Origin of the sequence: Haloarchaeobius sp. HME9146 (assembly GCF_025399835.1) — an archaeon.
Classification (GTDB): Archaea; Halobacteriota; Halobacteria; order Halobacteriales; family Natrialbaceae; genus Haloarchaeobius.
In genome coordinates this window covers 3,246,733-3,270,406 of record NZ_JAODVR010000001.1, presented here as the reverse complement: position 1 = coordinate 3,270,406, position 23,674 = coordinate 3,246,733, and the positions used below count along the sequence as shown (strand labels likewise).

General features: G+C 65.5%; 24 protein-coding genes. 14 read left to right on the top strand and 10 right to left on the bottom strand.

The window, feature by feature from the left end:
- Positions 1-45: 45 nt before the first annotated feature.
- Both N6C22_RS16815 and N6C22_RS16810 read right to left on the bottom strand, forming a co-directional pair.
- A complete protein-coding gene (locus N6C22_RS16815; protein ID WP_261652284.1) occupies positions 46-276 on the bottom strand; it encodes a hypothetical protein in 231 nt (76 codons plus the stop codon).
- Between the two features lie 99 nt (positions 277-375).
- Complete coding sequence (locus tag N6C22_RS16810; protein ID WP_261652283.1) at positions 376-1,626, bottom strand: NAD(P)/FAD-dependent oxidoreductase; 1,251 nt, start codon at positions 1,624-1,626, stop codon at positions 376-378.
- Between the two features lie 172 nt (positions 1,627-1,798).
- Between N6C22_RS16810 and N6C22_RS16805 the strand changes: the two genes are divergently transcribed.
- On the top strand, positions 1,799-2,392 hold the full coding sequence (locus N6C22_RS16805; protein WP_261652282.1) for a DUF6149 family protein: 594 nt from the start codon (positions 1,799-1,801) through the stop codon (positions 2,390-2,392).
- 482 nt (positions 2,393-2,874) lie between these two features.
- On the opposite strand, the gene N6C22_RS16800 is transcribed toward N6C22_RS16805, so the two are convergent.
- Positions 2,875-4,248, bottom strand: a complete 1,374-nt coding sequence (locus tag N6C22_RS16800) for an NAD(P)/FAD-dependent oxidoreductase (RefSeq protein ID WP_261652281.1) — start codon at positions 4,246-4,248, stop codon at positions 2,875-2,877.
- Between the two features lie 107 nt (positions 4,249-4,355).
- Between N6C22_RS16800 and N6C22_RS16795 the strand changes: the two genes are divergently transcribed.
- The 4 genes from N6C22_RS16795 (at position 4,356) to N6C22_RS16780 (ending at position 7,882) form a co-directional block, all read left to right on the top strand.
- Entirely contained in the window at positions 4,356-6,188 is a 1,833-nt protein-coding gene (locus N6C22_RS16795; protein WP_261652280.1) for a histidine kinase N-terminal 7TM domain-containing protein, read from the top strand.
- Positions 6,189-6,252: 64 nt separating this feature from the next.
- Positions 6,253-7,134 (top strand): homoserine kinase, encoded by an 882-nt coding sequence (locus tag N6C22_RS16790; protein ID WP_261652279.1) that lies wholly within the window; start codon positions 6,253-6,255, stop codon positions 7,132-7,134.
- Between the two features lie 69 nt (positions 7,135-7,203).
- Positions 7,204-7,509 (top strand): hypothetical protein, encoded by a 306-nt coding sequence (locus N6C22_RS16785; protein WP_261652278.1) that lies wholly within the window; start codon positions 7,204-7,206, stop codon positions 7,507-7,509.
- A gap of 4 nt (positions 7,510-7,513) precedes the next feature.
- On the top strand, positions 7,514-7,882 hold the full coding sequence (locus N6C22_RS16780) for a hypothetical protein (protein WP_261652277.1): 369 nt from the start codon (positions 7,514-7,516) through the stop codon (positions 7,880-7,882).
- A 202-nt stretch (positions 7,883-8,084) separates the two neighbouring features.
- On the opposite strand, the gene pdxS is transcribed toward N6C22_RS16780, so the two are convergent.
- Positions 8,085-8,993 carry a pyridoxal 5'-phosphate synthase lyase subunit PdxS gene (gene pdxS / locus N6C22_RS16775; protein WP_261652275.1) on the bottom strand — a complete coding sequence of 303 codons (909 nt, stop codon included), beginning with the start codon at positions 8,991-8,993 and terminating at the stop codon, positions 8,085-8,087.
- 171 nt (positions 8,994-9,164) lie between these two features.
- Here pdxS and N6C22_RS16770 point away from each other — a divergent pair, with 171 nt between their 5' ends.
- Both N6C22_RS16770 and N6C22_RS16765 read left to right on the top strand, forming a co-directional pair.
- Complete coding sequence (locus N6C22_RS16770) at positions 9,165-9,470, top strand: CGCGG family rSAM-modified RiPP protein (protein WP_261652274.1); 306 nt, start codon at positions 9,165-9,167, stop codon at positions 9,468-9,470.
- A gap of 68 nt (positions 9,471-9,538) precedes the next feature.
- On the top strand, positions 9,539-10,267 hold the full coding sequence (locus tag N6C22_RS16765; protein WP_261652273.1) for a DUF1405 domain-containing protein: 729 nt from the start codon (positions 9,539-9,541) through the stop codon (positions 10,265-10,267).
- A 6-nt stretch (positions 10,268-10,273) separates the two neighbouring features.
- On the opposite strand, the gene N6C22_RS16760 is transcribed toward N6C22_RS16765, so the two are convergent.
- The 3 genes from N6C22_RS16760 to N6C22_RS16750 all read right to left on the bottom strand — a co-directional run bounded on the left by N6C22_RS16760 (position 10,274) and on the right by N6C22_RS16750 (position 13,914).
- Positions 10,274-10,690 (bottom strand): hypothetical protein, encoded by a 417-nt coding sequence (locus N6C22_RS16760; protein WP_261652272.1) that lies wholly within the window; start codon positions 10,688-10,690, stop codon positions 10,274-10,276.
- Positions 10,691-10,745: 55 nt separating this feature from the next.
- Complete coding sequence (locus N6C22_RS16755; protein ID WP_261652271.1) at positions 10,746-11,168, bottom strand: hypothetical protein; 423 nt, start codon at positions 11,166-11,168, stop codon at positions 10,746-10,748.
- A 130-nt stretch (positions 11,169-11,298) separates the two neighbouring features.
- Positions 11,299-13,914: a valine--tRNA ligase gene (locus N6C22_RS16750; RefSeq protein WP_261652270.1), complete on the bottom strand. Its 2,616-nt coding sequence runs from the start codon at positions 13,912-13,914 to the stop codon at positions 11,299-11,301.
- Between the two features lie 260 nt (positions 13,915-14,174).
- Here N6C22_RS16750 and N6C22_RS16745 point away from each other — a divergent pair, with 260 nt between their 5' ends.
- Positions 14,175-14,762, top strand: a complete 588-nt coding sequence (locus N6C22_RS16745; protein ID WP_261652269.1) for a metal-dependent hydrolase — start codon at positions 14,175-14,177, stop codon at positions 14,760-14,762.
- Between the two features lie 18 nt (positions 14,763-14,780).
- Here the strand turns inward: N6C22_RS16745 and N6C22_RS16740 are convergent, their stop codons facing one another.
- A complete protein-coding gene (locus N6C22_RS16740; protein WP_261652268.1) occupies positions 14,781-15,671 on the bottom strand; it encodes a DUF6293 family protein in 891 nt (296 codons plus the stop codon).
- 443 nt (positions 15,672-16,114) lie between these two features.
- Between N6C22_RS16740 and N6C22_RS16735 the strand changes: the two genes are divergently transcribed.
- The 3 genes from N6C22_RS16735 (at position 16,115) to N6C22_RS16725 (ending at position 19,069) form a co-directional block, all read left to right on the top strand.
- A complete protein-coding gene (locus N6C22_RS16735) occupies positions 16,115-17,533 on the top strand; it encodes an MFS transporter (protein ID WP_261652267.1) in 1,419 nt (472 codons plus the stop codon).
- A gap of 39 nt (positions 17,534-17,572) precedes the next feature.
- Entirely contained in the window at positions 17,573-18,130 is a 558-nt protein-coding gene (locus N6C22_RS16730) for a maltose acetyltransferase domain-containing protein (RefSeq protein WP_261652266.1), read from the top strand.
- Positions 18,131-18,346: 216 nt separating this feature from the next.
- Positions 18,347-19,069, top strand: coding sequence for a hypothetical protein (locus tag N6C22_RS16725; RefSeq protein ID WP_261652265.1), 723 nt, complete (start codon positions 18,347-18,349; stop codon positions 19,067-19,069).
- Between the two features lie 49 nt (positions 19,070-19,118).
- On the opposite strand, the gene N6C22_RS16720 is transcribed toward N6C22_RS16725, so the two are convergent.
- On the bottom strand, positions 19,119-19,775 hold the full coding sequence (locus tag N6C22_RS16720; RefSeq protein ID WP_261652264.1) for a hypothetical protein: 657 nt from the start codon (positions 19,773-19,775) through the stop codon (positions 19,119-19,121).
- A gap of 246 nt (positions 19,776-20,021) precedes the next feature.
- Here N6C22_RS16720 and N6C22_RS16715 point away from each other — a divergent pair, with 246 nt between their 5' ends.
- The 3 genes from N6C22_RS16715 (at position 20,022) to N6C22_RS16705 (ending at position 22,852) form a co-directional block, all read left to right on the top strand.
- On the top strand, positions 20,022-20,954 hold the full coding sequence (locus N6C22_RS16715; RefSeq protein ID WP_261652263.1) for a helix-turn-helix domain-containing protein: 933 nt from the start codon (positions 20,022-20,024) through the stop codon (positions 20,952-20,954).
- A 168-nt stretch (positions 20,955-21,122) separates the two neighbouring features.
- Complete coding sequence (gene dnaG, locus N6C22_RS16710) at positions 21,123-22,553, top strand: DNA primase DnaG (protein WP_261652262.1); 1,431 nt, start codon at positions 21,123-21,125, stop codon at positions 22,551-22,553.
- 122 nt (positions 22,554-22,675) lie between these two features.
- A complete protein-coding gene (locus tag N6C22_RS16705; RefSeq protein WP_261652261.1) occupies positions 22,676-22,852 on the top strand; it encodes a hypothetical protein in 177 nt (58 codons plus the stop codon).
- Positions 22,853-22,855: 3 nt separating this feature from the next.
- Here N6C22_RS16705 and N6C22_RS16700 read toward each other — a convergent pair whose 3' ends face one another.
- On the bottom strand, positions 22,856-23,650 hold the full coding sequence (locus tag N6C22_RS16700; RefSeq protein ID WP_261652260.1) for an alpha/beta hydrolase: 795 nt from the start codon (positions 23,648-23,650) through the stop codon (positions 22,856-22,858).
- Positions 23,651-23,674 lie beyond the last annotated feature (24 nt).

The window sequence follows — 23,674 nt, the reverse complement described above, 5'->3', positions numbered from 1 at the left end:
CGGAAAACGTCCCGGCGAGAGCCGGTGGCCTCTCGGGTAGGGGTCTTACCGGAGTTCGACCCGCAGGTAGTCAGTGAACACGATAATCTCGCCGTCGGCGAGATCTGCCGCTGGTAGCCCCTGGAACGTATTCGGTCCGTCGTCGTCGACGAGCTGTATCACCTGGTCGAACGCGTCCTCCGAGAGCTGGTCGACGTGCCGGACGCTGGCGTCCGCGGGAACCGATTCAACTTCCGTGAGGCGGAGGGTGCCCTCCGCGATGTCACTGACTGCCATGGGCCATGGTATGGTATGGCATACATAGGCTTAAAGATTCCTCTGGCGGGCATGAATCTCCGGAAAATCGAACCGATCGGTCGTTCCGCCGTCGAGCGGTTACTGCTCCTGGGCCGGCGCGTCGAGCATCTCGGGGTCGAAGTCCTCCTCGAGCAGGACCTCCTCCTGGCCGCTCAGGTCGCGCTCCTCGCGGATGATGCGCTTGAACGTCGACTGGAGCTTGAGGTCGCCGATGAGGACGCCACCGATGAGCTTGCCGTTCTTGAAGGTGAGACGCCGCCACTCGGTGTCGGAGTACTTGCGCTCGGCGTCGTCGTCGCCCAGGGTCGGGTGGCCGAAGGAGACGAACGGGAGGTCCTTGAAGTGCGAGATGGAGTACGAGGAGACGTGACGGAACTCCTCTGCCTCGTGGCCGTTGGCCATGTTCTTGGCGGCGACGGCACCCTGCTTCTTCGCGGAGTCCCAGGAGCCGTTCTGGGCGTGCTCCTCGAGGATGACGTCGTAGAACTTGGTGATGTCACCGGCCGCGTACACGTCCTCGACGTTGGTCGCCATGTACTCGTCGACGACGATGCCGTTGTCCGTCTCGATGCCGGAGCCGCGGAGGAACTCCGTGTTGAAGTTCAGGCCGATGGCGACGCCGACGAAGTCGCCCTCGTACTCGACGCCGTTGGGGTCGACCGCGCCCGTGACGACGCCGTCGTCGTCGGTGACGAAGTGGTCGACACCGGACTGGAACACCGGCTCGACGCCCATGTCGCGCAGGGCCTCGTGGATGATCTCCCCGCCGTCCTCGCTGAGGGCGTAGCGCCACCAGCAGTCACCGCGCATGAGGTACTTGGCGTCGATGCCGCGGGCACCGCACACCGCGGCGAAGTCGATGCCGAGCAGGCCCGCACCGACGACGATACCGGTCGCGGACTCGGAGGAGTGGTCCGCGATACCGCGTGCGTCCTGGAACGTCCAGAAGTGGTGGACGCCCTCGGCGTCGGAGTTGTCGACGGGCAGCTGGGTCGGGGTCCCACCGGTCGCGACCAGCAGCTTGTCGTACTCGTAGTCGTCGCCCTCGTGGGTGCGGACGACGTGCGCGTCGGTGTCGATGTGGGTGACGTGCGTGTTCAGTTCGAGGTCGATGTCACGCTCCTCGTACCATTCTTCGTCGTGGAGGAACAGGGGGTCCTCCATCGGGATCTTGCCTTTCGCGTACTCTTTGATGAGAATACGATTATACAGTGGTTCGCCCTCGTCCGTCAGGACGGCGATGTCAGCGTCGGGCGACTCCTCCCGAAGTGTTTTGGCCGCGGAGCCACCGGCGATTCCGTCGCCGATGATGACGTACGACTCACTCATACGCGCAGGGTTCGGTACGGGGGTTAAAGTGGATTACCATTCGAGCGGTTCCCGCCAACTGTCACGTTCGTCCCTCTGGGATTCGGTTTCGTAATTCCCTCCTCCGGCGACCACGGGCGTCGTGCCGGCGGCGGGACGTTCTTACCCTTCCACTCCCAAGCCCCGCCCAACGATGAAGATACGCCAGAACGTCAAGCACTTCGCGTTCAAGACGGCGCTGACCGCGCCGGTCATCAGCGACGTGGCGAACGAGAAACTCGTCGACATGCACACGAAGATATTCCTCAAGAAGTCCGACGAGGAACACCGCGAGGAGCGCCGCGAGCACCTCGACGACTTCTTCGACGCGACGATGGACACCTACGTCGCCGCGCTCGACTACATGCCCGAGGCCGAGGCGCGCGAGATAACGCACATCCAGGCGAACTTCGACTTCTTCAACCACGGCTGGACCGAGATGATGGAGTTCCCGACCGACGAACTCGACCAACACTACGACCGCTACCAGCAGTTCTTCGAGGACTACAACATCACCATCGACGACCCACTCGGTGACTTTCACCCGGCCGACGGTGTCGCCGACGCGCCATCGACGCCGGAGAAGCTGGACGACCCGGTCCACCCGTACGCCGAGGGTGGCTTCGCCGACGACGTGTACGTCGAGACCGCCGACGGCGAGCTCGTCGTCGGTGGGCAAGAGGAGCCCGAGGACGTGGACATCGCGGATGCCCCAGGGATGGCGGACGCCGTCGAAGACGAGGAGTGAGAGAATCGCTCGGGAATACCTCGCTCCCCTCAATCGGTTTTGGTCTCAGAACCATGTGCCGTGTTACCGTACAAAATCCTTATCTTCTCCTCGGCCCTACTCTAAATTGCCCACCGGGAATCACGGGGGCGCACCGGACGCTTCACGCCCAGATCGAACCGGTTCCACAAGAATCGGACGAGACGGACGGAAGTAGGGGTCAACACCAAAGAACCCGTAACAGGGTAACGAGGTCACGACTCCGAAGGAGAACCGTACCGGACCAGTGTTCGGCCGCCATGGCGGTCGAAGGTGAAGGCCAAGTATCGGAGTACCTGTAAAGGGACTTCGGGAATATCTCGGCATGCAGGCGAAAACCCTGCCGAAGTTGGCTTCGGTCAACCGAGTCGGTGAAAGTCCGACGAAAGCCAGCTATGGCCGTGAGGTCCGGGGACAACGTTTCCCGTTCGGGTCCAAGCCGTGTTTCTCGGTTTCTTCGAATCCTACTCCGCGAGCGACGCCTGTTCGTCGCTCGCGCGTTCCTGTTCCTGTTCCGTTCGAGCACCCGCGCCGGCGATGCGGTCGGCACACTCGTAGCCCGCGACGATAGCCCCGTTCAGACTGCGTTCGGGGTACTGTGCCCGCGAGGCCATCCCGGCGTAGTACACGCCCGAGGCGACCTCGTCGGCGAGGTCGTACGGGATGACCATGTCGAGGTAGCCGCGCTCGTACACCGGGGCGGTCCGCGGGTTGCGGGCGGTCTGGACCCAGTTCACCATCTCGGGGTCGAAGTGCGGGAACAGGTCCTGGATACCCTCCTGCCAGTATTCCTCGACCTCCTCGTCACTCATCTGCCAGAGGTCCTCGCTCGGGTCCTGGACGTAGCTCGCGGTGTAGTAGAGGTGCTCGCCGCCGTATCGCTCCTCCGAGATGAAGTTCGTGTGCTCGATGAGCACGCCGAAGGGGGCCTCGTCCTTGATGTTGAGCCAGTACGTGTCCGTGATGGACTCGTCCATGCTCCACACCGAACAGACCGTCCCCTGGAAGTCGATGTCGCAGGCGTACCCGGTCAAATCCTCCAGTACGTTCGGCATCGCCGCCACCACGACCGAGTCCACGTCGTGGGTCTCGGTCCCATCGTCGGTCTCGACGGTCAGCGTCGAGACCTGCTCGCCCGACGTGTCGACCTCGGTCACGCGTGCGCCCGTGGTGACGTTCTCGCGACCGACCGCGTCGACCAGCGCGTCGATGAGCACCGAAAAAGAGCCGTCGAAGTAGCCCAGTTGCTCGCCCTTGAGCAGGTCGCGCTCGCCGCGGAACTTGATGCGCCCGAGCAGCCACGCTGCCGAGACGTCCTCCTTGCGGCTGCCGAACTTCGCGTCGAGCAACGGCTCGAAGAAGCTCTCGTACACGTTCTTCGTCGTGTGCTCGACGACGAACTCCTTGATGGGGACGTGCTCGAAGTCCTCCAGGCGCTCGTACGTGTCGAAGGAAGGAACCCCGCCGCGGAGGTCGATCTCCATCGTCAGCATGCCGAGGCGGAACTTGTCGTAGAACGAGAGATGGGGATACGCGGCGATCTCCCACGCCTTGTCCATCGGGTGGACGACCCCATCGACGTAGTAGGCGTCGGACTTGTACGGCCACTCCAGCCGGTCGCCGACCCCGAGTTCTTCTGCTAACTCGACGATGGTCTCCTCGGACTTCGAGAGGTGATGGTAGAACTTCTCGATGGGCTGGCCCGCCGTCTCGTAGACGGCGGCGAGTCCACCGATGTCCTCGCTCGCTTCGAATACCTGGGCCTCGTAGCCCGCCTGTTGCAGCCGATAGGCCGCCGCGAGCCCGGCCACGCCGCCGCCGACGATACCGACAGTCATTATTGCGGTGTCGGAGGCGACCGGCGATGTGTCTTTTGGATGCTGGCGAGCACGACCAGGCCGGCCCCTAGCGTTAACGTCGATGAAACCGAACGACTGGTATCGATATGGGCTTCCAGCCGACGCCACTCACCATCCCACTGGTTCTCGGCGCGTTCATCCAGGCCGTCCTCGCGCTCTACGTTCTCTCTCGGCGCGACGGGGGCGACGACGGGTACGACGGCCTCCCCGGCGCATCGGTCGCGGCCGGGCTGTTGCTCGCGGTGAGCCTGATGATGGTCGCGTACGCCGCCGAGCTCTCGGTCGTCGGCCAGAACCAGGCGGCCGTCCGTGAGGCGAAGGTCCAGTGGAACATGGTCCAGTACCTCGGGATGGGTGCGATTCCCGGCCTCTGGCTGTGCTACGTGGCCCGGTTCATCCGGTTCGACGGGATTCCACGTCTCGGCTGGGCCGCCATCGCGGCGGGTGCGGTCGCCACGCCCATCGTCGTCCTCACCAACCCGCTCCACCACCAGTTCTGGACGGCCGTCTCGCTCGAGTCGGTTGGTGGCTCGGCCGTCCTGGTCAACGAGCACGGAATCGCGTTCTACGCGTTCACGGCCTACGCCTACCTGCTCGTGCTCTCGGCGACCGCGTTGCTCGCCCGGGCGTACGCGGAGTCGACCGGGCTCTACCGCCGGCAGGTCGCGGGCTTGCTGGCAGGGTCGCTCGCGCCGTTCGCCGCCAGTGCGCTCTACCTCTTCGGGCCGGAAGCGTTCGGGACGTACAACCTGACCGCGTTCGGCTTCTTCGTGACCGCCGGCGCGGTCGCCTGGTCGGTCTTGCGGAATCGGCTGTTCCAGCTTAGACCCGTGGCTCGCCGGACCGCGGTCGAGCAGATGAAGGACCCGGCGATCGTCCTCGACGTCGACGACCGGATTCTCGACTACAACCCCGCCGCCATCCCGCTGTTCGAGGGTGACGACCCGACTGGACGACTCGCGGACGAAGCGAGCACGGTCCCGTTCGACGGCGACACCGGAGCCCTCGTAACCGTCACCGACGGCGACGGGGAGACCGGCCACTACGAGCACACCCGGACGGCACTCACCGACGGTGCGGGCGATATCGGCTCGCTCGTGATCTTCCGCGACGTGACCGACCGGGTCCGCCGGGAGCGTGAACTCCGCCGGCAGAACGAGCGCCTCGACCAGTTCGCGAGCGTCGTCAGCCACGACCTGCGGAACCCGCTGAGCACCGCGAAAGGCTACCTTGACCTCTACCGCGAGAGCGGGGTCGAGGACCACGCCGACGCGGCCGAGCGGGCCCACGACCGGATGGAGACCATCGTCCAGGACCTCCTCTCGCTCGCCCGCGATGGCGGCGCGGTGACGAGCACCGAGGCGGTCGAGGTCGCGACCGCGGCCGAGCGCGCCTGGGAGAGCGTGGCCGATGACGGTGCGACGCTGCGAATCACCGGAGACACGACGGTCGAGGCCGACCGTGGGCGCGTGCTCAGACTGTTCGAGAACCTGTTCCGCAACGCTGTTGAACACGGTTCCACTGGCAGCCGGGCGCAGCCCGGCGACGCTGTCGAACATGGTTCGGCAGGCACCCGGACGCTGTCCGGTGACGCAGTCGAAGATGGGCGAGCCGATCTGGGCCACCAGCTGACCGACGGTGGAGACGGCTCGACGGGCGACCCCCTCCAGGTCAGCGTGGGCCCACTGCCCGACGGGACCGGATTCTACGTCGCGGACGACGGTGTCGGGCTTCCCGAGGACCTGCGAGAGAACGCCTTCCAGTCCGGCGTGACCAGCAGCGAGCACGGGACCGGCCTCGGCCTCGCCATCGTCTCGTCCATCGCGGAGGCGCACGGCTGGCAAGTTCGGGCGACCTCGTCCGACGAGGGCGGTGCGCGGTTCGAGATACGTGTCGACGCCGACACGCCCCCGAACTGACAGTGGCGACCGCAATCTTGTCCAGTCCGCTAGTTTTTTGGACGGACTGAGCCAAGTCGGGTGCATGCTTACCGTCCGTGCACCGGCGACGAGCGCGAACCTCGGTAGTGGGTTCGACGTGTTCGGGCTGGCTCTCGACGCCCCCGCTGACGTCGTCCGTGTCGAACGGGCCGACGAGATCTCCATCGAGGTGACCGGTGCCGGCAGCCAGTACATCCCGGAAGACCCGTCACAGAACACCGCCGGCGTCGTCGCCCAGGAACTCGACGCGCCGGCGCGCATCCTCATCGACAAGGGAGTCCGCCCGGCGTCTGGACTCGGCTCCTCCGCTGCGAGTGCCGCAGGTGCGGCCGTCGCCCTCAACGAACTGTACGACCGGGGCTACTCCCGGGAAGAACTCGTCCACATCGCCGCCGAAGGCGAAGCCGTGGTCTCCGGTGCGGCCCACGCCGACAACGTCGCACCCTCCATCCTCGGCGGGTTCACCATCGCCCGGGACGACGGCGTCACGCAGGTCGATGCGTCGCTCCCGCTGGTCGCGTGCCTGCCGGACCTCGTGGTCTCCACCCGTGACGCTCGGCGGGTCGTCCCCGACACGGTCACCATGGAGGAGATGGTCGACACCGTCGGAAGCGCCGCGACGCTCACCGCCGGGATGCACCGCGGTGACCCAGACCTCGTCGGCCGCGGACTGTCGGAGGAGGTGGTCACCCCGGCGCGTGCCGAGCTCATCAACGGCTACGAGGCGGCCAGGTCGGCCGCGCTGGACGCCGGCGCGACCGGGGTCACCGTGAGTGGCGCTGGCCCAGGGGTCCTCGCCGTCTGCCGGTCGAAGGGCGACCGCCGCCAGGTCGCCAGCGCGCTCCTGGATGCGTTCGACGACGCGGGCGTCGACGCCCGTGCGTACCAGACCGCCATCGGTCGTGGTGCGCAGGTGTTCGAGTAGTCGTCACTGGCGAACCGGTGCGCTCGTCGCACCGCAGGTTTATCACGGTCGAACACGATATGTGTTGACATGGCAGCCAGCCGACCACCGTTCCAGGCCGCGTTCGAACACCGGCCGGTCGAACGGCTCGGGGTGCTCGCGGAGCGCGGCGGCGCGGTCGTCGCGCTCCTCGCTGGAGTCGTCGCGTTCACGACCGGGAGCGTGCTCCTCGCCACGACGACAGGTGCGGACGTCGGCCAGCTGGTCGCGGTGGCGACCGCCCCGGCGTCGACACTCTCCGGGCTGGCACTCGTCTTCCACTGGGCCAGCGTCGGTGTGGCCGTCGGCGGCTGGTTCCTCGGCCTCGGTTTTATCGTAACCGGCTTCCTCGAATAGGGTGATGGAAGCGGAGGCTGGAACCGCAGACGACGCTGCACTCGCAGCGGTGTCGCTGGCGTTCGCCGTCGCGGTCGGCTTCGCGGTGAACGTCGACGTCTCCACGACGCTGTTCCTCGTCGCCGCGGCGGTCTCGATACTCCTTGAGGTGTTGCTCTCGCGCAGGGCCGAGACCGTCCGGGCGCTGTGGACGCGCCAGGGGGTCCGCCCCGCGGCGCTCACGCTGGTCGTCGTCGCCAGTCTGGTCGGAACCGTGGTCGCCCCGTCGGTCGTCTTTTCGGTGCTCTGGGGTGGGCTCTCGGGCTACCTCGGGCTCGCGGCGCTGGTCATCGTGGGGTTCGTCCCGCCGTCGACGGAGTGGTTTGACGACTGAGCGAATCCTGTAGCGAAGGAATGGCGAACAGGCGGAACATCGCTGTCGCCGGGAGTCGTTCCGCACACCCGCTGCCCTCCCGGCGGTTGGTCGTCAGGACACGCCGGGGGTGGCCGCGGCTTGCTATTTGAATGCTCGGCTCGCGTAGCCGCGTGGCTGGTGCGTGTGGAAAAACGAAATCGAGAACGGGAGTAGAACCGACCTAGACGCCGCGACCCTGCATCTTCTCCTCCTCGGGCAGGTCGACGTTGGCGTCGCCCTTCATGCCCTTGCCGATGTTGGAGGCGATCTCCGCGAGCTCCTCGGGGTCGTCCCAGTTGTTGACGGCCTGGACGATGGCGTTGCCCATCGCTTCGGGGTCCTCGGCACCGAAGATACCGGAGCCGACGAAGATGCCGTCACACTCGTGGTGCATCATGAGTGCGGCGTCGGCGGGCGTCGCGATGCCGCCAGCTGCGAAGTTGACGACCGGGAGACGGCCCATCTCGGCGGTCTCGTGGACGAGTTCTGCGGGTGCCTCGTGCTCACGGGCCCACTTCTCGCGCTCTTCCCAGTTCATCCCCTCGAGCTTGCGGATCGCGCCCTTGATGGTGCGCTGGTGGTGGACGGCCTGGTTGACGTCACCGGTGCCGGCTTCGCCCTTGGTACGAATCATCGCGGCACCCTCGTCGATGCGGCGCAGGGCCTCGCCGAGGTTGCGTGCGCCACAGACGAACGGCGAGGTGAAGTCGCGCTTGTCGATGTGGTAGGCGTCGTCGGCGGGGGTGAGGACCTCGGACTCGTCGATCATGTCGACGCCGATGGCCTCCAGGATCTCGGCCTCCTTGTGGTGGCCGATACGGGACTTGCCCATCACCGGGATGGAGACCGCGTCGATGATCTCCTTCACGTCGGCGGGGTCGGCCATCCGGGCCACGCCGCCTCGCTTGCGGATGTCGGCCGGGACGGCCTCGAGGGCCATCACGGCGACCGCGCCGCACTCCTCGGCGATCTTCGCCTGCTCGGCGTTCACCACGTCCATGATGACGCCGCCTTTCTGCATCCGGGCGAACCCGCGCTTGACGAGTTCGGTCCCACGCTTGAGGTCTTCGAGGTCTGTCTCCTCGGTCATACCGCCGGCTTAGGACCGGCTACACTTAATCAGGTCGGTACGTCCCTCCAGTCGTCCGAGGAGTTCGTGTCGTGCGATTTGGGCACGTTAGTCATGGGGGCTCGCGGGCCGATTTCCGGCGGGTGAGAATCAGCTGGTCCCTATACATGTCGAGCTGTCGATACAGCTAGTATGAGCACCGCGCCGTTCACCGATGCCGAACCGATCACCGACCACGTTCACCACAACTCCTGGTCCGCGAACCTGGAACTCCCCAGGCACGCCGAGGACCGCGAACTCGTCGTCGCCCAGGCCATCGAGGCGGTGGAGTTCACCGCCTCCGATACCTTCGTCAACCTCGTGACCCACGCGAACCACGGGCACCCGTCGACGTACCTCTTCGGGGAACTGGACGCCGTCTTCGGCGACGATATCCTGGTCGGGTACGTCGAGGAGTGCGGCTGCGGTGGACACGTCACCCGCGTGGTCGTGAAGTAGCCGGAGAGGGACTCGCGACTGCCGCCGAACCGTCATCGCTATGGAACCCGCGGCCATCGTCGTGGACGATGCGTGGGTTCGCCGACGAACTGCCCGACCGTGATTCGCTCCCCTGGTACGTCGCCCCGGTGCCGAAGGCCATCGAGGACCTCGGTCTGCGACTGGTGTGGCTGGTCGTCGCCATCAACGTCGGGGGGACCGCGTTCGGCTTCTACTACTACGGTCTCGACCCCACTGCCCCGGGCTTCGTCGCGGAACTGAGCCAGTTCGCGCTGGAACCATTGGCGGCCTGGCCGGTGGTCCCCGACAGCCCCGTCGCCACGCTGTTCATCGCGCTGGCCTTCGGGGCCTGGGCACTCGGCCGCCAGAACGACTACCTGAGCGCGCTGGCGTTCTTCGGCTGCCTGAAACTCGGCGCGTGGACCCCGTTCGTGTTGCTCGCGTTCAAGGGCGACTTCTCGTACCTCCACTGGTCGATGTACAACTTCCTGTTCTGGAGTCACCTCGCGATGGTCCTCGAAGGGTTCGTCCTCCACCGGATCACGGACTTCCCGGTCCGGGCCGTCGCGGTCGCGCTGCTCTGGTACGGGTTCAACGACCTCGTTGACTACTTCGTCCCCATCGTCGGCACCCCCCACCACACGCTGATTCCCGCCGAGGAGATAACGAGTTCCGGCGTCATCCACACGCCCGGTCCGCACCGGGTCGCCGCCGCCGGGGCCGTCGCCCTGACGCTGCTGGCGACGTTCCTGTCGCTGTCGACACGAGTGAAGAAGCTGGAGCTGGACCTGGAGTAGTCGTACTCACTTGCCGTTCTCGTCGTCTCCTGACATCGATTCCTTGACCTGTCGCTCCGATTGGAGCCGCTCTGCATCGACCAGCTGCCGCGTCTCGCGGTACTCCGGTTCCCGGCCGGCGAGGTATCGCTCGCGGTCGATGGCGAGGTCGGCCAGCGCGTTCACGGGACACGGGTCGGTCTCGCAGCGCTGGACGACCACGGTGTCGCCAGCGATGGGAACCGATTCGTCGTGGATGGGTGTCCGATGTATCGCACATCGCGGCGGACCGTCCTCGTCGGGGTGTTCGACCAGTGCGTCCGTCCGCTCGTGGAGGGCCCCGGCGGAGAGTTCGTCGACGGAATCGACGTCGAGCGTGGTTGCGAGTCGCTCTTGCGCTTCGGTCGGCCGCGTCAGGACCCGTTCCGCGAACCAGCGTCGCATACCCAGTACTCGGCGTCGTGGCCGGAAAAAGCCCGCTGCTGGGTCGCGACTCGCCTCACAGGATGCCCGCGCCGACGACCCCGCCGAGCACCAACCCGTAGACGAGGTGGAAGAACCCGAACTGCATCGCCGTCGCCTTGTCGGGGTCCATCCCGAGGACGCCCTTCATCCAGACCACCGCGCCCACGACCGTGAGAACGATGGCGTACACGAAGCCGATACCCAGTGCGCTCACGAGCGTCACGTCGCTCACGATGAGTGGGAGCGCGAGCGCGAACACCGCCCCGGCACCGATTCCGTAGAGCATGTGCAGTAGCATCCCCTGGGGCATGTACGCCTCGGGACCCTCGTCACCGATGAACTTCGCCCACAGCGCGGCCGTCGGCGGCGGGGAGTCGTCACCGAGCAGCAGCATGAACACCGTCATGACGACCGTTGCGACCAGTCCGCCTGCGAGTCCGGATACGATGGTTACCATTTGTTATCTACCTACTACTGGTAACTCTACTGCTCGTATTAACCGCAGCGCGGCTGTGAGGCGGTGACGCACGACGGAGAAACCGCTGGCGGTGGTGAGAACAGAGAGAGGAGAATCGGTTCCGAGTCGCTCAGGAGACGATGACGAGCGTGTCGTCGGTCTCCAGCATCTCGCCCTCGCCGGAGTAGGTGCGCTCCTCGCGGACCTCGAACTCGTCGGCGGTGAGCTCCTCGCCGGCGACCTTCATCACGTCGCCGTCGAGTTCGTAGTCGCCGGCCGCGATGGCCTGGTCGAACTCGCCGACCTTGCCGCCGTACTTCGGGCCCAGAGTGCTGTACTCCAGGCTGATGTCGGCGATCTCGGTCGTGATCTCGGGCGCTTCGTCGAGCTGTTCGAGCGCGCCGACGTGCATGACGCCCGCGATGGCGTCCGCGAACCCGCCGATGTCGCCGTAGACCTGGACCGTCTCGAGCTCGGCGTTGAGCGGGAGCTGGTGCTCGGACTTGTACCGGCGGAGCGCGCCGATGACGGCCATCGCGTTCTCGCCGGCTGCGAGGTTCGCCTCGTAGCCCTTCGGCTCGGGCCAGTCCTGCAGGTGGACGCTCTCCTCGCTGTGCATGTCGTGCCACAGCTCCTCCGTGATGTGGGGCATCAGCGGCGCGAACAGCTGCAGGAACGTCGCGTGCGCGGTCTGGAGCGCGTACTTCGTGGACTGGCTGTCCTCCTCGTCGAGGCGCTGCTTGGCGATCTCGAGGTAGTCGTCACAGAACGTGTTCCAGAAGAACGTCCGGAGCGTGTCCCGGGCCTTCGCGAACTCGTAGTCGACGAAGTGGTCGGTCAGCGTCTCGACGGTGTCGTCGAGTTCCGCCAGAATCCACTCGTCGAGGTCGTCCAGCTCGTCGGGCTCGGCGACGGCCTCGGGCGCGAGGTGGTCGATGAGCTTCGAGGCGTTCCAGAGCTTGCGCAGGAGCTTCTCGCCCGCGACGATGTCCTTCTCCTTGAACGGGAAGTCGTCGCCGACCGCGGTGCTCGCGGCCCAGTAGCGGATGGCGTCGATGGGGAAGTCCGCGACGACGCGGGCCGGGTCGACGACGTTCCCGCGGGACTTGGACATCTTCTCGCGATTTTCGTCGAGGACGTGCCCGTTGATCATGACGGAGTCGAACGGGACCTCGCCGGTGTGCTCGTAGCACTTGACGACCGTGTGGAACAGCCAGAAGCTGATGATGTCGTGGCCCTGCGGGCGGAGGTCGGCCGGGTAGAGTTCCGGGTTCTCGAAGGTGAACTCCTCGCTCTCCGAATCCCAGTCCCAGCCGGAGTTGACCAGCGGGGTCAGGCTGGAGGTCGCCCACGTGTCGAGGACGTCCTCTTCGGGCTCGAACTCGTCGTGGCCACACTCCGGACAGGCATCGACCGGCGGGTCGTCCGAGAGTGGGTCGACCGGGAGGGACTCGCGCTCGGCGAGGACCTCGTGGCCGCAGTCGTCACAGTACCAGACCGGGAACGGAATCCCGGAGTCGCGCTGACGCGAGATGAGCCAGTCCCACTCCAGGCCCTCGATCCAGTGCTTGTACCGGGTGAACATCTTCTCCGGGTACCAGTCCATCTCCTCGCCCGCTTCGAGGTACTCGTCCTTGTGGTCGAGAATCTCGATGTACCACTGCTTGGAGACGCGGAACTCGACGTCGGTCTCACAGCGCTCGTGGACCTGGACGGTGTGGGTGAGGTCTTCGCGGCCCTCGAGGTGGCCCAGCTCGTCGAGGTCCTCGACGATCTCCTCTCTGGCCTCGTGCGTGCTCATGCCCTCGTAGTCACCCGCGAGGTCGGTCATCGTCGCGGACTCGTCGATGGCGACGCGCAGGGGCAGGTCGTGGGCCTGGTACCACTCGATGTCCTTCTGGTCACCGAAGGTACAGCACATGACGACGCCGGTCCCCTTCTCGAGGTCGACGCGGTCGTCCTCGATGATGGGGACCTCGTGACCGAAGATGGGGACCTCTGCGGTCTCGCCGACGAGGTCCTGGTTCTCCTCGTCGTCGGGGTGGACGAAGACGCTGACACACGCCGGGAGCAGTTCCGGGCGCGTGGTGCCGATGACGAAGCTCTCGCGGCCGTCGTCGGTGGGTTCGACGAGGTCGAACCGGATGTCGTTGAAGTGGGTGTGGCGCTCGGCGTCCTCCTGTTCGACCTGCGAGATGGCGGTCTCACACTCGGGACACCAGATAGCGGGGGCCTTCTTGCGGTACTCGCGGCCCTGCTCGTACAGGTCGAGGAACGAGAGCTGGGAGGTGCGCTGGACCCGCGGCTCGATGGTCTTGTAGGTGCGGTTCCAGTCGATGCTCATCCCGAGGTTCTGCATCTTCTCGGTGAACTCGGCCTCGTACTGCTCGCAGACCTCGCGGCACTTCTCCTGGAACTCGCGGCGCTCGTAGTCCTGGTGCTTGATGCCCAGGTCGGACTCGGTGAGTCGCTCCGAGGCGATGCCGTTGTCGTCGTAGCCGAACGGGAACATCACGTCGCCGTCGTGCATCCGCTTGAACCGGGCCGCGAAGTCCTGCAGCGTGTGGCCGTACAGGTGGCCCATGTGCAGGCTGCCCGAAACCGTCGGCGGCGGCGTGTCGATGGCGAACACCGTGTTCGGGTCGACTTCCTCGTCTTCGGGCTGGTACGCGTAGGTCTCCTCGTCGACCCAGCGGTTCTGCCACTCCTCCTCTGTCGCTCGGGGGTCGTAGTCTCCTTCTGGCATAGATGGGAATCTCTTGTTGGGTCAGTCGTCCATTCGCCGTTTAATACAATCGATGCAGTCGCGCCTGTGCGATGCGCGCTCGGGTGCGGCTGCTACGCGAAACGGTGGTCGCGCGAGAATCGCCGGGCACCGCTGGCTGGCCTTACGGACGTACTACGGCGGCAGCAGGGTGCTCCATACTCGAAGAAGGTCGACGGTGGGATAAAAAGTCAGCGGTGCGTCCAGGTAATTGTTATTACCAGACATGTCCATAAGCACATGTGGGTAATTTCGAGGAACACCGATTCGAGAGCATAATCTGGTTCAAATGGGTGACAAGCATCATTTCGGTGGGTGTGTTGCTCTTCTTGCCACTCACACAGGCGGTGGTATCGATAGTGGCTCTCACTGTCGTCGGGTATCCCGCGGTGCGAACTGGAGCTATGTTCCCTGACATCGACGTTTCAACTTCTGTGCCGTATCGACGCTTGATGTTCTCTATACCAGTACTTGGAATCTTGGTCGCGTTCTACTACCAACTTCAACGTGCCGAGTGGAACGTCCGATCCGTCGTGAAACTCTGCGTCGCGATAATTCTCGGTATCGTACTGGGATTGGTGCTTCGTGAACTTGCATCCCAGATTCTCGGGAAAACGAAGCACAGGGGGAGGACACATCGGGGTTCAACAGGGCTTCTAACGAGTGTCGGGCTCGCAGGGGTCGTGCTCTGGACGTTCCAGGGAATCAAGCGAGGGACGATTGGGATGCTGCTCGCACCGGTCGCAGCACTCTACTTTTTCGTCGGATTCCTAAGCCACATCGTGCTCGATCAGCGCACGGCTCGCGATGGTTTTCGGATTCGGTTTTGAGAGTCTTCGTACTCGGTACTACTCCTCGCCGGAGTGCGCCCGCACCCACAGCTCACCGATTCTGGACAGTCTGGTCCGGTAGGACTTCCCGACCTCCTCCTGCTCGATGTAGCCCTTCCCGCCCGGCCCTAACCTGTCGACGTTGTAGATGACCTTCGACCGGAACGAGTCGGTGTACTCCTCGTTGAGTTCCTTCGCGAGCGCCTCCGCGAGTTCCGAGACCGAGTCGAACTCACCTTCCTCGCCGAGCTTGAACAGGATGACCTCCTCGAACGGTTTGACGTTCGAGAACGACGCCACCGGCAGTTCCACGATGTGACTCCCGCCGATCTCCTTCGCGCCGATGGTTGTCCCGCGCTCGTCGAACTCCTCGAGTAGGCTGGTCGCGGTGTCGAGGTGGGCCTCGACGCGCTCGTCGTCCACCCCGTCGTCGAGCAGGTCCTGGAGCAGGTCGCGTTGCTCGCGCAGTTCCTCGGCGAGTTCCGTCTCCAGGTACTTCTCCGGGGCGGTGTAGTAGGTGTGGATGTGCTGGCGGTCCTCCTGGCGCTCGACCATCAGCGAGTGGGCGGCGGTCGCGAACGCGAACGAGACCGTCCGGGGCATCGCCGCGATGTTCACCCACACCTCGTTCCCGCGGTCGAGTTCGTCGTTGATGAGGTCGTACGCCTGCTCGAACGCGGCGTCGTAGTCGTACACGTCCGCGAGGACGAGGCGCTCGGTCTCTGCGCCGAGGAGGTTCTCGAAGTCCTTCTCCAGTTTCTTCGAGAGGTTCTGGGAGTACTCGACGTTGGCCTCGCTCCCCACCGCCCCTTCGAGGAGGATGACCCGGTCCACGTCGAACTGGTCGCGGACCAGGGGCGCGATGAGCCGGTCGTAGTCGAACCCGACCGGGACGATGTGTGTCTGCATAGGCGTCTTTTGAATGGAGGGGCGCTTGAATCTGATTACTCGGGGTGTCGGTCGTGGATTCGTGTGGTGTGGTCAGGCTGGTGGTTGTGGAGGAGTGGTTGGTGGTGGTTGTGGTGAGGAGTAGTTGACTCGCGCCGATGGCAATGGAACCGCGACCGCCCAGCACCGCACCACGCCCTCCCCAGCCGACTCCCTTCGCTTCGTTCCGTTTCACTCCACTCCGCTCCAGTCGTCCCTCGCGCGTTGCCGACTCGCGGCCTCGCTTCGCTCGGCACGCGAGTCCGCACGCGCCACCCGGCTGTTTCTCCACTATCGAAGACCCACGAACGTCCCGTCTCCGAAACCGAAGAAAATCCGTCTTCGATACTGGCAATCGACAGCGAGATTCCTCTTGATTTAAGTACGTACACGAGTACTCCCCGTGGTAAGTGAGTCACTGACGAATGGCAGACGACACCGTCTCGGTCTCGCAGGTGCTGGACCGCATTCCGGTCGGGGCATTCCACCGCCGCCTGCTGGCAATCTGTGGGAGCGCGTGGGCCTTCGACGGGATGGAGGTCATCATCATCAGCTTCACCCTGCCCGTCCTCGTGGGCGCGTGGGAACTCTCCGGGCTGACGGCTGGACTGCTCGGCTCTGCGAGCCTGATGGGGATGATAGTGGGGAACTGGGGCTGGGGCTGGTACGCCGACCGCCACGGGCGAATCGACGCATTCCAGTGGACCGTGTTGACCTACTCGGTGTTCGCCGGGTTGACCGCCCTGGCGGTCGGATTCTACAGCGGGTTCGCCCTGCGGTTCCTGACGGGCATCGGTCTCGGCGGGGCGCTGGCGGTCGACACCTCCTACCTCTCCGAGCATCTGCCGACCAATCGGCGGGGCCGATATCTGGTGTACCTCGACGCGTTCTGGCCCATCGGGAACCTGCTCGCCGTCCTGCTGGCGTGGCTGTTCCTCTCGGTGCTGACGACGGGCGGGACCGTTGGGGTGCCCGTCCTCGGCGAGGTCGCGGGCTGGCGGCTCCTGTTCGTGAGCTCGGCGTTCCCGGCCCTGCTCGTGTTCGTCATCCGGTCCCAGCTCCGTGAGACGCCGTACTTCCTGGCGCGCCAGGGTGACATCGACGGGGCGAACGAGCGCATCAAGGCCATCGCCGAGGAGAATAACGCGGAGTACACGCCTATCCAGGCCGACCGCGTCGAAATCGCCCCGAAAGCCGAGTTCTCGCGGCTGTTCGAGGCCGACCTGCGCCAGCAGACCGTGATGATCGCCGCGGCGTGGTTCGCCATCAACTTCGGCTACTACGGGGTGTTCATCTGGCTGCCACAGACGGTGGGCGCAGCCGGGGTGGTCGAGAGCATCAGTTTGGGTGGGCTGACGGTCGAGGGCATCTACGTCTACTTCGTCCTCATCGCGCTCGTCCAGATTCCGGGCTACCTCAGCGCGGCATACCTGGTCGAGGTCATCGGGAGACGGGCCACCCTCGGCTCCTACCTCCTGCTCTCGGGCGTGTTCACCTTCGTCTTCGCGGCCTCGATGCCCGGCGTGGACTTCCTCGACCTGGGCCTCTCGGGCTTCTGGCCGTTCTTCGGCGGCCTGCTCGCCGCGAGCTTCTTCACGCTGGGCGCGTGGGGTGCCATCTACGCCTACACGCCCGAACTGTTCCCCACGGAAGCGAGAGCCACCGGGAACGGCTTCGCCGGCGGCGTCGGGAAGATAGCCGCCGTCATCGGGCCCATCCTCGCCGGCCTCCTCGTGGAGACTGGCTACCTCGTCGCGCTCGTCCCCCTCGCGGTGGCGTTCGGGCTCGGCGGACTGGTCGTGCTCCTGTTCGGTCGGGAGACGATGGGCGAACCGCTGTTCTGACTCGCGGCTTTTTGTCCGGGGCGCGCGAACCGGGTAGCAATGCCCTCCGAGAAGGAGAAGATGTTGGCGGGCGAACCCTACGACCCGAGCGACCCCATCCTGGTCGAGGAGCGACATCGCGCCCGCCGGCTGTGCAACCGCCTGAACGAGGCCGACGTCGACGAGGTCGGGGAACGCCATGCTATCTTGGACGACCTGTTCGGCTCGCTCGGGGCCAACGTCACCGTCGAGCCGACTTTCCGCTGTGACTACGGCTACAACATCCACGTCGGCGACGACTTCTTCGCGAACTACGACTGCACCTTCCTCGACGTCTGTCCCATCCGGTTCGGCGACGAGTGCATGCTCGGCCCGAGCGTCCACGTCTACACCGCGACCCATCCACTCGACGCCGCCGAGCGAACCAGTGGCCGTGAATCCGGCGCACCCGTCACGGTCGGCGACCGGGCCTGGGTCGGCGGGCAGGCCGTCATCAACCCCGGCGTCGAAATCGGTGACGACGCCGTCGTCGCTTCTGGTGCAGTCGTCGTGGATGACGTGCCGGAGAACGTTGTCGTGGGCGGGAATCCGGCTCGAATCATCAAGGAGATAGAGTAGATTTCGAGAGCTGGACATTCGCTCGGGCGTGCGCTGCCGAGCATGCTTGAGGCTGCGGGGCAGTGGTGGTACGGGCTCTGAATGGGGCGTACACTACTCGCCGGGGTGTGGTGACCCGTTCCAATCATTTATGATTCTGTATGTTGTCGGCTCGACTGTCATGTCCCTCCGTACAACCTGTCACGACCAGTACTCCACTGTGCAACAGCGTCCACGATGTTGAGTTCCCGTCGACTGTCGTCTCTTCTCCTGGTCGTCGGTATCGCGCTGCTGGTCAATCCGTACGCGCCCGGCCTCCATTTCGGAGATGAGAGCGTGCATCGGTACGAAGCGGCAGCAGTGACCTACACCGATTCCACGGGACTGCATGTAGTCGACCTGGAGACGGGCCGAGACCTCCCGCTTCTGAGTGTGGACGACGATATCGTCTGTGATGGCCCTGGGACGCAACGGATCTGCCAGTTCGAGTTCGCCGTTCACGACGGTAAGAACGTGAGTGCGTTCGGCCTTGGTGGAGATGCCCACTACCGATTCGTGTATATTGATGAGACGCTCTACAGGCCAACGACTGTCGAACGCGCGGAGGAGTCCCGGATGAGCCTCGATCGGGTGACCGACTCCGATCCCCTCCGATACGTGGCCCAGAGCGGGGGGCTCTCGAAAGGTGCCCGGAGAACGATTTCGGACGGGTCGGCGCTGACGTACCGCGAACTGCCGGAGGATAATACACTCGTTCGACACGATGGACAGTACTACACACTCTACGCGACCGGGGTGAAACACTATGGAAGCGGCGGGAGTTCCTGCTTCTCCGGTGGTGACGGGTTCTGTAGTGCAGCTGATTCCAAACGATTGACTGACAGCCTGGTAACGCTCGGTTCCTGGGTGACCGGCGCTGCACTCGTCGTCTTTGCGTTTCGGCAACGGGAACTGGCCTGAACGCGTTCTGCAGTACTGGAATGTGCTACGACTGGTAGAACTCGACGACTCACTCCACCAGTCGCATCGCCTCGAACACCTGCTCCCGGTCGCGCTCGGGACTCGGATGCACCCGGGCATCCGTCGCCAGCCGCGCCCCCGACGCCTGCCGGAGAATCGCCTCGTCGACCTCCTCCAGCGGGTACATCCCGCCGGCCATCGCGTATGCGCCCTCGGTCGGCCAGAGGCCCGCCCACAGCTCCGACTCCAGCACGAACTGCCCGTCGACCACGTCCTGCTCGATGACGTCGTCGTGCAGGGGGAACTTCACCTCGTAGCCGAAGGCGCGGGCCGGGCCGCCGCCGGGGCGGTCGAACTCGCGGGCGTCTATCTTCCGGACCTCGGTCAGCCCGTCGGCCTCGACGCTCTTCTTGAACTCCTTCTTGGCGTGCCGGGTCGCGATGCCGAACACAGAGGCGGGGTCGACGCCGAACTTCGAGAGCGGCGGCTTGAACTGCAGGTCGGTCGTGAAGAAGGCGCGGCCGCCGATGGTGACCCGCGGGTCGGCGATGTCGTCGTAGGCGACGATGCTGTCGCTGTGCTCGTAGATGGCGTTGTGGGCGGTGATGGAGAAGAACGGGAGGGTGAGTGCGTTCTCGGTCTCGGTCTGGGACAGCTCCCAGCCGTAGTCCGCGAGCAACTCCTCGGAGAGGCGGGGGGCGCTCATCGACTGGAGGTAGCAACCGGACCGACTTCGGCGTGCCGGTCACGGCGGTTGGTGAGAGGTGAGTTTCACCGACGGTCGAACCCGCCGAAACGACCGTTTCACCTACGTGGTTCTACCAACACGCCCGATACTGTCCGAAACGACCCGACAGAACGAATCGCACGACAGCGACGGGGTGGGGTAGCTCAAAACGATGTTTCAGCTTGCGAAACCCGTTTACTTACCGGGCATGAAGAAGGGTATACGATGTCGCGGCTCCTCCCGTTCCGCTCGGACGACGCACCGACCCCCGGCGAGCAGGCACCACGGGTGGTCGAACTGGAGGGCGACGACGCCGACAAGGTGTTCGGCGCTCTCTCGTCCGACACTGCCCGCCAGATCTACACCTGCCTCCACGAGGAGCCGCGCACTCCCAGTGATATCGCCGACGAGATAGACTCCTCCATCCAGAACGTCCGCTACCACCTGGAGAAGCTGGAAGATGCCGGCCTCATCGACGTGGTCGACGTGTGGTACTCCTCGCGGGGCAACGAGATGAACGTCTACGCGCCCCAGTCTGGCCCGCTCGTCATCTCCGGCGACGAACAGCGCGCCTCGCGACTCAAGGGCGCGCTCGCCCGATTCATCGGTGGCATCGGTGTCATCGCAGCCGGGAGCCTGTTCGTCCAGTACGGCCTGCCCCGGCTGCTCGGCGGCGTGCCCAGCCCGACCAGTGGTGGCGAGTCGGCGGGCGGCGGCGATGGAGATGCAGATTGGACTGGCCAGTCAGCCGGAAACGATAGCGCGACTGCCACTGAAGCGGGCGGCGATGGGGGCGGCGCTGTCTCCGTCCAGGACGCGACGGAGACGAGTACCGAAGCGGCGCAGGCAACGAGTACCGAGGCGGCGCAGGCGACGAGTACCGCGACACCCCAGGCAACGGGCACCGAAGAGCCGATTGCGACGGAGACGCAGACCCAGGTCGCGACCGAGGCAGCCACCGCCCAGCCGACCGCCGAGAGCATGCAGACCGCGACGGACGGGGGCGTCGAGACTACCCAGACCGCGACGGAGGCCGCCGCTGCCGGTGCCGACGCGGCGCTCTCGTCCATCCCGCCGGGTGCGCTCTTCTTCGCCGGTGGCCTGCTCGTCCTCACCCTGGTCGTCGCCGTCTGGTACGTCCGCGACGGGAAGCTGTAAGGTAAACCGAGTGACAGCTCTTTGGAATCACAGCGTTCGCGGCCCCGTTTCTCGTTTCCTACGGCGATAACAACAAGTATCCGCGACGAACCCCTAGAGAGTGGTGCAGCCCATGAGTACAATCATGGCGTTATCAGCATTCGCCCCCACGACGGGGCAGATTCATCAATGGACGATACATCCAAATACCTCATTCACGCGAACATCACGGCCGACGGGGTGGTCGAACGCAGCGACGTCGTCGGTGCGATATTCGGCCAGACGGAGGGCCTCCTCGGCGACGAACTCGACCTCCGAGACCTCCAGCAGTCCTCGAAGGTCGGGCGTATCGACGTCGAGATCCAGTCCGAAGCCGGGCGCTCGTTCGGCGAGGTCACGATCGCCACCAGCATCGATAAGGTCGCGACCGCCACCCTGGCGGCGGCGCTCGAAACCATCACACGGGTCGGTCCCTGTGCCGCCCGGCTCGAAGTAACGGACATCGAGGACGTCCGCGCGGCCAAGCGCCGCGAGGTGGTCGAACGCGCCAAGGAGCTCCTGGCGACCTCATTCGACGACTCCATCATGTCCTCCGAGGAGATCCTTCGCGAGGTGCGCCAGCACGTCCGCGTCGAGGATATCACTGAGTACGACGGGCTCCCCGCTGGCCCTCGCGTCGAGGACAGCGACGCCATCGTCGTCGTCGAGGGGCGCGCCGACGTGCTCCAGCTCCTGAAATACGGCATCAAGAACGCCATCGCCGTCGAAGGGACGAACGTCCCCGAGGCGGTGGCGGACCTGACCCAGGAGAAGACCGTCACGGCCTTCCTCGACGGCGACCGCGGCGGCGACCTCATCCTCAAGGAACTCTCGCAGGTCGCTGAGGTCGACTACGTCGCCTTCGCGCCCGAGGGCAAGTCCGTCGAGGACATGCTCCACCACGAGGTGTTCGAGGCGCTGCGCGAGAAGGTCCCCTTCGAGGTCGTCGCGGAGAAGAGCGACCCGCACGTCGCCATCGCGGCGACCGACGGGAGCACGGTCCCCGCACCCGAACAGGAGAGCAGTGACACGGCGACCCCTGAATCCCCCGACGAGCCCGCGAGCGCGGGCGACGGTGCGGCCACCGCCGAGGCAGCCGCCGCCGAGGCGACGGCCGTCACGACCGGCGGAGAGGCGGCGAACGAAGCCGCGACCGCGACGACGGCTGCCGAAGCAGAGAACGCGACATCGGCTGGTTCGGCCGAGACGGAGGCTGCCCAGTCGGCCACCGCAGAGTCCGCGGAAACAGATGCCGAGCCCGCCGACGACCCCGCGGGCGTCGAGACCCTCCGTGGGCACGTCGCGGCGGTCCTCGGCGACGCCAGCGGCGAGGTCCGGCTGCTGGACGACGAGTGGGACGTGCTCGCGGCCGACGACGCCGAGGAAGCGTTCGAGCTCGTCCGCGACGCCGACGAGGTACCCCACGCGGTCGTCCTCGACGGCGAACTCTCCCAGCGGGTTCTCGACGTGGCCGCCCAGCGCGGGGTCGACCACGTCGTCGCCCGGGAGTTCGGCGAGTTCGTGAAGCGACCGACCACGGTGCGGATCCGGACGGGCGACCAGTTGCTCGGCGAACAGTAACGGGGCCAAAATAGCCGGTCCATCTCATCTTTTACCGTCTCGGACTTCGGTTTTTGGCGTTCACCGGTTGCTCACGAGCGACGGTGGAGAAAGCTATCGCCTCAGACGACCAAGAGATAGGTATGGGCCAACACTGGACGTTCTGGCTCGGACTGTTGCTCGCGCTCGGTGCCGCAGTGATGCTGTGGGACGGCGGGGTCTTCGGCGACCGGACAGCCCCTGCCGCAGTCACGCTCCTCATCGTCGGACTCGCGCTCATCGCGACGGGCAACAGACGGACCCGAACCGGCTCGAAATAGGGCTCAGAGACTGGTTTCGAGAAAGTCGGCGGTCCGGTCCATCGTCTCCGCGACCGACCACGTGCTGAACAGGAACTCGTGGCCGCCGGTCTCCGGGAAGAACGTCGTAACCTGCCCACCCTCCTTCTGTAGTACCCCCACCAGCTGCTCGGAGGCAGCGACCGGGACGATTCCGTCGTCGCGGGCGTGGGCGAGGAAGGTCGGCGGAGTTTCCGGACCGACGTGGACGACCGGTGAGACCGCTGCTGCCCGACGCTCGCGTGCACTGCCCTTTCCACCGATGATGTCGAGGCCGTCGTCACCTCCACCCTCCGACGCTTCGGTGCCGCCCCGGAGGTCGTACACACCACTGAAACCGAGAGCTGCGGCCACCTCCGGGGACGCCTCGACACCGTCCGGGGCCGTCTCGTCTCGGTCCGGGGTCGTCGCCGCGAGCACGGCGAGGTGGGCACCCGCGGAGTGCCCGGCGACCGCGATTCGGTCCGGGTCGACACCCCAGTCCGACGCGTTCGCGCGGACCCAGGCGATGGCGGTCTTCACGTCGGTCACCATCCCCTGGAGGGTCGTCTCGTCGGCCAGCCGGTAGGTCGGTTCGATGCAGACGTAGCCGCGGTCGGCGAAGGAGACGGCCCACCGGGCGAAGCGGCCCTTCTGTCCGCCACGCCACTCGCCGCCGTAGAGGAACAGGATTGCGGGGCGGTCCGTTCCGTCGGCCGGTTCGTACACATCGAGGGGGAGCGAACCGGCGTCCGTCTCGCGGAAGGTGACGTCACGGGTGAGGGACACGTCGGGGGCCATTCGAGGTCTGCTCGACCCGTCGCG